The organism is Adlercreutzia sp. ZJ176 (assembly GCF_011038975.1).
Lineage (GTDB): Bacteria > Actinomycetota > Coriobacteriia > Coriobacteriales > Eggerthellaceae > CAAEEV01.
This window is the reverse complement of record NZ_JAAKEC010000022.1, coordinates 19,394-27,234: the sequence shown is the minus strand read 5'-3', so window position 1 is coordinate 27,234 and position 7,841 is coordinate 19,394. Positions and strand designations below refer to the sequence as shown.

Here is a 7,841-nt window from a genome sequence, read left to right as displayed (position 1 = left end):
CCGGGGGCCGCCGGGGCGCCGGGCGCCGCGGGCGCGCCGGGGGCCGCGGGGGCGCCGGGCACGGCCTTCTCGCCGTTGAGGTAGGGGGTGAAGTCGCACTTGCAGAAGGGGCAGGACTTCAGGACGAGGCCGCCCATGGACTGGATGGGCTTGCCGCACTCGGGGCACTTGTTCGGGCCCGCGCCCGCAGAGGCATCTGCCGGTCTAAAACACATAAGGAACCCTCCTTGTCGATGTCGCCCGCGCACGCCTCGCACCAGTTTCGTGCAAAGCCACGCGAGCCTTCACTTCTATGTCCTGCGCGAGCCGCGAGGGCTCGCGCGAGTGACCATAGGCCTAGCGTCAGGTGCCACACGCGAGAACAGCTGTCAGCCGAAAGACATGACGCACCGCTGCAGGCGCCTCGCAGGGATGCTGCTCGCAAAGCACTGACAACGGAAATATACGTAAGGCGGGCGGGACGAGGTTCGATCCACGGGGTCGTTTTTCGTTTTCCGACCTCAACCCTCAGGGTTGATTTTCCTCACCCCGATCCAGACAATGCCTGCTCAGGGCTCTGTCGAGCTTTTTGGCCGTCACCGCGAATTTGCCCGTCCCCCCGGTTCGCACCATGAGATTTACGGCGGAGATGATGTATCATTATCAGACGATAGGGATGGGTAATTTTTAGAGTTAGCTCTAATTTTTGAGCAAGCGGCTCACATCGTACGACGGAGGGATACTGAGTGTCTGCAAGCTTTCCGCACATTACGATAAGCATCGCGCACAGCGCCGACGGATCAGACTCAGCGGGTGACCTCAACTCGCTGTGCATAGGCTTCGGGTTGTTCCAAGCGTGGCTCTACTTGGCCGTGTTCGGGCCGGACGCCATCTTCGCCGCGTCCGAGAGCTTCCCCGCGCTCCCCTACCTCACCCCCGGGCTGGCGACCATCGTGTTCGACGTGTTCTCGGTCGCCTTCACGGTGTCTTTGCTTCTGATCGCGTTCTCCAACCAGCTGCTCCTCAAGTTCTACGTGGGGAAGAACGCGCTCATCATGGCAACGGTGCTCGTCACGGGCGGCACCTACCTCATGTACCTCTCCTGCGCGGTCGGCGAGGCGGGCGAGTTCGTCGCGGGAGTCGCGGCCGTGGCCATGGGCGCGGGTGCGAGCTCGATGATCGCGCTGTGGGGCACGGCGTTCTCGCGCTATGAGTTCACCACCATCATCCTCAACACGGCGGCGGCCATCGTGATCGGCGTCGCCGCGTACTTCGTGTTCATCCACTGGGTGCTGCCGCCCGTCGCCGGCATCCTCACCGGCGTCCTTCCCGTGTTCGCCGCGCTCCTGCTGTGGAAGCTCACGCCCATCCCCTACTACCGCCGCCAGGAGATGCCCATCTTCCACCCGCTGCCCGTCCGCCGCATGGCGTTCGTGACGCGCTTCGGCGTCCCCACGTTCATCTTCGGCTTCAGCATCGGCGTGCTGCGCTACATCTGCGTTGACAAGATCCTGCCGATCAACGACATCACGTCGCAGCTCGTGGTGGGCGCGGCCGCCTGCGCGGGCGTGGGTATCATCATCGCGACGGTCGCGCTCACGAAGAGCGAGTCGCACTGGGACATGATCTTCCGCTGCCTCGTCCCGGTCATCGCCGGTTCGATCATGTTTCTGCCGGAGCTGGACTCCAACGTGGCGCTGCTGGCCAACTTCCTCGTGATCTGCAGCTACATCTGCTTCGAATGCCTCATGTGGGTGTTCTTCTCCGACATCTCGCAGGAGTTCCGCCTCTCCCCCATCTTCGTGTTCGGGCTGGGGCGCGGCCTGCTCACGCTCACCTCGTTCGTCGGGACCATGGCGGCGCAGCTGCCCACCATGGAGAGCCTGGCGTTTCTGCTCGGCGACGCGGACGGGGCGCTCTTCCTCATGTTCACGGTGATCCTCGCCTACGCGCTCATGCCGCGCCAGCGCGAGATCCGCGCGATCATCGACCCCACCCGCGTGACCATCGAGCCCGGCTACAGCGCGTTCCAGGCTGAGATCGACCACGCGGAGCCTATCGCCCCCAACGAGGACGGCGAGGTGACGGCCGAGATGGAGGCCGAGGCCGACGCGCGGGCGCGCGCCAAGGGGCGCTTCCACGCGCGCTGCGAGGAGATCGCCGACCGCTACCTGCTCTCAAGGCGCGAGACGGAGGTCATGTTCCTGCTCGCGAAGGGGCACAACGCGGCGTTCATCCAGGACAAGCTCTGCATCTCGAAGAGCACGGCGAAGACGCACATCAACCACATCTACCGCAAGCTCGACATCCACACGCAGCAGGAGCTGCTCAACATGGTGGAGGACCGCCTCGGCGAGGACGCCGCGAGCGAGGACCGCGGGAACGGCAACGGCGGAGGCGGCGGGAAGCCTGGCGCGAAGCCCAAGGGCGCGCGCGACATCTTCGAGCCGAAGCGGCGATAAGGGGGCAGAGGGCGAGAGTCCGCCGCAGGTCGTTCGTAACCGCCGCAGGTCGTTCGTAACGTCAGCGAGAAGGGCCCTGGTGCCCGCAATTGCCCCGCCTTTGCACCAAGCGGCCTTCGCGCCGCGCCGCGTGCAAAACAGTAAACAGGCCAGTGGCCTGTTTAGGACATACTATGCGCCCGAGAGGGCGCGCCCTGAGCGGCTAAGCCGATCAGGGCAAGGGCGGGTGCCAGGGCCCTTCGCAGCGTCGAGCAGTTCCGCCCGTCCGCCAGGACGGGCGGAACGATCTAGTTAACGCAATGGGTCTTCGTGCCGTTCTCCAGGTAATCCATGATCTCGGTGACGGCCATCTTCGCGCAGTTGTCCTCCGCCTCAGCGGTCGACGCGCCGAGGTGGGGCAGCACGAGAGCGCGCTCCATCTTCACCACGGCGGGATTCGCGAAGTCGGTGACGTAGCGCGCGACCTTGCCGGACTCGAGCGCCGCGGCCATGGCGGCGTCGTCCACGAGGACGTCGCGCGAGAAGTTCAGGAACACCGCGCCGTCCTTCATCTGCGCGATGGCGGCGGCGTCGATCATGCCCTTGGTGGAGTCCAGGGCGGGCACGTGGATGGTGACGTAGTCGCTGGCCGCGAGCAGCTCGGGCAGCTCGGAGGTGAACGCCATGTCCGCGGAGATGGCGGCGGCGCGCTCGGCGTCGAGGAACGGGTCGTAGCCCACGACCTTCATGCCGAGGGCCTCGGCCGCGCCGACGACCAGCTTGCCGATGGCGCCGAGGCCGATGACGCCGAGGGTCTTGCCCGTGATCTCGCCGCCCGCAAACGCCTTCTTCGCCTTCTCGGCGGCCTTGCCCACGTTCTCGTCGTCCGCGTTCTGCTTGACCCACTCGATGCCGCCCACGATGTCGCGCGCGGCGATCAGCATGCCCGCGAGCACGAGCTCCTTCACGGCGTTGGCGTTGGCGCCCGGCGTGTTGAACACGGGGATGCCGGCTTGCGCCAGGGCCTCGAGCGGGATGTTGTTCACGCCCGCGCCCGCGCGCGCGACGGCCTTGAGGTTGGCTGGGATGGGCATCTCGTGCATGTTGGCGGAGCGCACGAGGATGGCGTCGGCCTCCTCGATGTTGTCGGTGAGCTCGTAGTCGTCGGTGAGCAGGGCCAGGCCCTCGGACGAGATGTTGTTCAGGCAGTGAATCTTGTACATTGATTCCCCTTAGACGAAGGTTTGCGTGCTGCGCAGCCCGCGGGCGCGCGCTCGCGTCCCGGATCGTTGCGTGAGGACGAGTTTACCACCAACGCCAGGCGCCTGCGCGCGGGCCTTCCAGACGGCTTCCAGGCGCGCCCCAGCGTCGGCGAGCAGAGTGGTGGGGAATGAGCCCTAGGACTGCACCCCCGCCGCCAGGACCACGATCAGGATGACGGCCGCGACCACCACGACGGCGCACAGCGCGATGCCGCGCACGAGCAGCTTGCGGTCGACCGTCTCGTTCGCGAGCTGTGACATCCTGCGCACGGGCGCGGCGCCAGGCGCCGGAGCGCCTGCGGCAGCGTCAGGCGCCGAAGCGCCCTGCGCGTCCGCAGCCGCGGGAGCCTTCGCGCCTCTTCCCAGCCCGCCTGCGAGGCGGGCGCGCTTCTCGTCGTTCGTGAGGGGCTGGTTGTCAGTTACATTCGCCATGGCAAAGCCTTTCGAGATCGTTCGGATGCCAGTATACGCCAACAACCGCCTCCAACGAAAAGCAGCCCGGCGCCGACGGCCGAGCTGCTTTCCTGTGTTTTAGACTGTACTTACTATATGACATAATCTATTACTCGTCAATACCCCATTTTCGCTGTTTCGGCGCCAGAATGGGCAGTCCGGCGGAACCAGCAGCAATGCCGGAAGCGCCCGGCATGCAGCCCTCCGCCCGCGACAGGCCACGGGTCGCCTGCGCTTTCCTTCGCGCTGCCAAAAGGCTCTTTTCCGAGACCCTCCCCGCGCCCGCAGCGGGCCGAAGGCCGCAAGCGGGATCCCCTTTGCCCCTCCCCCTGAGCAGCCAGCGAGCTAGCGGGTGATGGGCTGGTCGGGGTCGGCCGGGGGAAGTTTCAGGAGGGTCTTGACGAAGTCCTTCGTGCGGGCGCCCACCTCGCGCAGGCTGTAGCCGAGCTGGTTGTCGTAGGCGCCCTTGTCGGCGGGCGCGCCCTGCGCGTCCATGCCGAGGCCTTGCGCGATGGCGAGCGCGCGGTAGAGGTGGTAGGCCTGCGTGACCACCACCGCGCTCTGCGCGCCGTAGGTGAAGTGCGCGCGGTACATGGAGGAGTAGGTGTCGTAGCCCGCGTGGTCCACGTAGACGTCATCGGCAGGAACGCCGAGCTTGACGCAGTAGTCCTTCATGGCGTCAGACTCGTTGTAGTGGGAGTCGCGGTTGTCTCCGCTCACGATGATGACGTCGGCGGCGCCCGCCTCGTAGAGGTCGCACGCCACCTCGAGGCGGTCGGCCAGGATGTCGGACGGCGTCCCGTCGGCGAACACCGACGCGCCGAGCACCACCACCGCGTCGGCATGCGCGCCCGCGAGCTGCGACACGGTGTGCACGTCGTCGCGCGTGCTGGCCACGGTGTACACGTTCGCCACCACGACCAGCGCCGCGAGCGCCAAGGCGCACGCAGCGGCCAGCTTCAACACGCCAGCCGCTGCGCGCCCGAGAAGGCTGCGCTCCTTCTGCTGCTTTCTCCGAGCGCTCATCGCGCGCCTGCCCCAAAAGGCGAGAGGCTATTTCGCAACGATGTTCACCAGGCGGCCGGGGACGTAGACGACCTTCTTGAGGTCCTTGCCCTCGAGCGCCCGCGAGACGGCCTTCTGCGCGGCGGCCTTCACCGCGTCCTCGGCGGCGTCGGCGGCCACGGTGATCTTGGCCTTCACCTTGCCGTTCACCTGCACGGCAAGCTCCACCTCGTCGGCCTTGGCCTGCTCGGGGTCGAACTCGGGCCACGCCTGGGCGTGCACGGAGCTCTCCGCGTGCCCCAGCGCCGTCTGCCACAGCTCCTCGGCCCAGTGCGGCGCGATGGGCGCCATGAGCTTCACGAGCACGTCGGCCACCTCGCGGCTGAAGGAGCCCGCCTTCGCGCACCCCAGCCGGCGCTCGGGCGAGGCCGCGCGCAGAAACGCGGAGGCGGCGTTCACGAGCTCCATGATCGCCGAGATGGCGGTGTTGAAGTTGTTGCGCTCGAAGTCCTCGATGACCTTGCCCACCACGCGGTGGCGCTCGCGGCGCAGCTCGTCCATGGCCGCGTGCGTCGTGTCCTTGTCAGCCTCGGTGCCGCCGAACAGGGTGTCCTCGCCCGCTTCGCCCACGAGGTCGCACACGGTGCGCCAGGCGCGGTTCAGGAACTTGTACATGCCCGCGAGGCCGTCCTCGTTCCACAGCTTCTCCTTGTCGGGCGGGCCCATGAACAGCACCGTGGCGCGCACGGCGTCGGCGCCGTAGTTGGCGATCATCTCCTCGGGCGACACCACGTTGCCCTTGGACTTGCTCATGACCTCGCCGTTCGCGTCGAGCACCATGCCCTGGCACAGCAGGTTCGTGAAGGGCTCGTCGAAGGAGAGCATCCCCATGTCGCGCAGCACCTTCGTGAAGAAGCGGCTGTAGAGCAGATGGAGGATGGCGTGCTCGATGCCGCCGATGTACTGGTCGACCGGCATCCACGCGTTGGCCTTAGCCGGGTCGAACGGCGCCTTCTCGTTGTGCGGGTCGGTGTAGCGCATGTAGTACCAGCTCGAGCACGTGAACGTGTCCATCGTGTCCGTCTCGCGGCGCGCGTCGCCGCCGCAGACGGGGCAGGTGCAGGCCGCGAAGCCCTCGTGCGTGGCGAGCGTCTCGCCCGCGGCCAGGTCGATGTCCTCGGGCAGCCGCACCGGCAGGTCCTCTTCGGGAACGGGCACCACGCCGCAGGCAGGGCAGTGGATGGCCGGGATGGGGTTGCCCCAGTAGCGCTGGCGCGAGATGAGCCAGTCGCGCAGGCGGAACTCCACCTTGCGACGGCCCGCGCCGCGGCGTTCGAGCTCGGCGACCACGGCCTCCTCGGCCGGCGAGTGCTTGCCGCCCACCAGGCCCGTGTAGGGGCCGGACTGCACGAGGATGCCCTCGGCCGCGTAGGCGCACTCCCAGTCGACCGTGGTGACCGCGCGGCTCTGCTCGTCCTTGAGCTGGGGGTACAGCGGGTCGTCCTCGCCGAGGATGATGGGGATGATGGGCAGGTCGTACTTGCGGGCGAACTCGAAGTCGCGCTGGTCGCCGCAGGGGACGGCCATGACCGCGCCGGTGCCGTAGTCGGCCACCACGTAGTCGGCCACCCACACGGGAACCTTCTCGCCGTTCACGGGGTTCACCACGTAGCGGCCCGTGAACACCCCGTGCTTCTCGCGGTCGCCCTGGGCGCGCTCCACGGCGCTCACCTTCGACGCGGCCTCCACGAGCTCCATGACGGGCTTCTCGTACTCCGTGCCGGCCACCAGGTCATGCAGGCCCTTGTACTCGGGCGCGAGCACGAAGAAGCTGCAGCCGAACAGCGTGTCGGCGCGCGTGGTGAACACGGTGATGGTCTCGTCGGTGGGGCTGCCGTCCGCGTCGCACAGCGTGAAGTCGACCTCGGCGCCCTCCGAGCGGCCGATCCAGTTCGCCTGCTGCTGCTTCACGCGCTCCGGCCAGCCGTCGAGCTGGTCGAGGTCGTCGAGCAGCTCCTGCGCGTAGTCGGTGATCTTGAAGTACCACTGGGTGAGGTCGCGCTTCTCCACCTCGGAGTCGCAGCGCCAGCAGCGGCCCTCGATGACCTGCTCGTTCGCGAGCACCGTAGCGCAGCTCGGGCACCAGTTCACCGGCGAGTTGCGGCGCTCCACCAGCCCGCGCTTCCAGAACTGCAGAAAGATCCACTGGCCCCAGCGGTAGTACTCGGGATCGCACGCCACCACGGTGCGGTCCCAGTCGTAGGAGAAGCCCATGCGCTTGAACGACGCCTTCTGCGTCTCGATGTTGGCGTACGTCCACTTCGCGGGGTGGCTCTTGTGCTTGATGGCGGCGTTCTCAGCCGGCAGGCCGAACGCGTCCCAGCCCATGGGGTGCAGCACGTCGAAGCCGCGCATCTTGGAGTAGCGCGCGATGACGTCGCCGTAGGTGTAGTTGCTCACGTGCCCCATGTGGATGTCGCCCGAGGGGTACGGGAACATCTCGAGGACGTACTTCTTGGGCTTGCTCGCGTCCTCTTGGACGGCGTTGAGCCCCGCCGCCTCCCAGGCGGCCTGAAGCCGCGGCTCAATCTCATGCGGGTTGTAAGGTTTCATAAACGACACTCGATTCCTCTGACGTTCTTGGCGTTGGAGACAAAGTGGGAACAGTCTACCACGGAACGGCTCCGCCGACAGCACCCCG

5 protein-coding genes and 1 pseudogene are annotated in these 7,841 nt (G+C 67.0%); 1 reads left to right on the top strand and 5 read right to left on the bottom strand.

Annotated features, from left to right (window positions below; translation table 11 throughout):
• Positions 1 to 215, bottom strand: a pseudogene (locus G7Y50_RS10945) (hypothetical protein); the annotation flags it as partial.
• Positions 216 to 725: 510 nt separating this feature from the next.
• Here G7Y50_RS10945 and G7Y50_RS10940 point away from each other — a divergent pair.
• Positions 726 to 2,441 carry a helix-turn-helix transcriptional regulator gene (locus G7Y50_RS10940; RefSeq protein WP_165056548.1) on the top strand — a complete coding sequence of 572 codons (1,716 nt, stop codon included), beginning with the start codon at positions 726 to 728 and terminating at the stop codon, positions 2,439 to 2,441.
• Between the two features lie 287 nt (positions 2,442 to 2,728).
• Here the strand turns inward: G7Y50_RS10940 and G7Y50_RS10935 are convergent, their stop codons facing one another.
• From G7Y50_RS10935 to leuS, 4 genes are all read right to left on the bottom strand, one after another.
• On the bottom strand, positions 2,729 to 3,643 hold the full coding sequence (locus G7Y50_RS10935; protein ID WP_165056547.1) for a 3-phosphoglycerate dehydrogenase: 915 nt from the start codon (positions 3,641 to 3,643) through the stop codon (positions 2,729 to 2,731).
• Between the two features lie 174 nt (positions 3,644 to 3,817).
• Entirely contained in the window at positions 3,818 to 4,114 is a 297-nt protein-coding gene (locus G7Y50_RS11960) for a hypothetical protein (protein ID WP_206214842.1), read from the bottom strand.
• Positions 4,115 to 4,480: 366 nt separating this feature from the next.
• Positions 4,481 to 5,161 carry a vancomycin high temperature exclusion protein gene (locus G7Y50_RS10925; protein ID WP_165056546.1) on the bottom strand — a complete coding sequence of 227 codons (681 nt, stop codon included), beginning with the start codon at positions 5,159 to 5,161 and terminating at the stop codon, positions 4,481 to 4,483.
• 27 nt (positions 5,162 to 5,188) lie between these two features.
• Positions 5,189 to 7,753 carry a leucine--tRNA ligase gene (leuS, locus tag G7Y50_RS10920; RefSeq protein ID WP_165056545.1) on the bottom strand — a complete coding sequence of 855 codons (2,565 nt, stop codon included), beginning with the start codon at positions 7,751 to 7,753 and terminating at the stop codon, positions 5,189 to 5,191.
• Between the last annotated feature and the right edge of the window lie 88 nt (positions 7,754 to 7,841).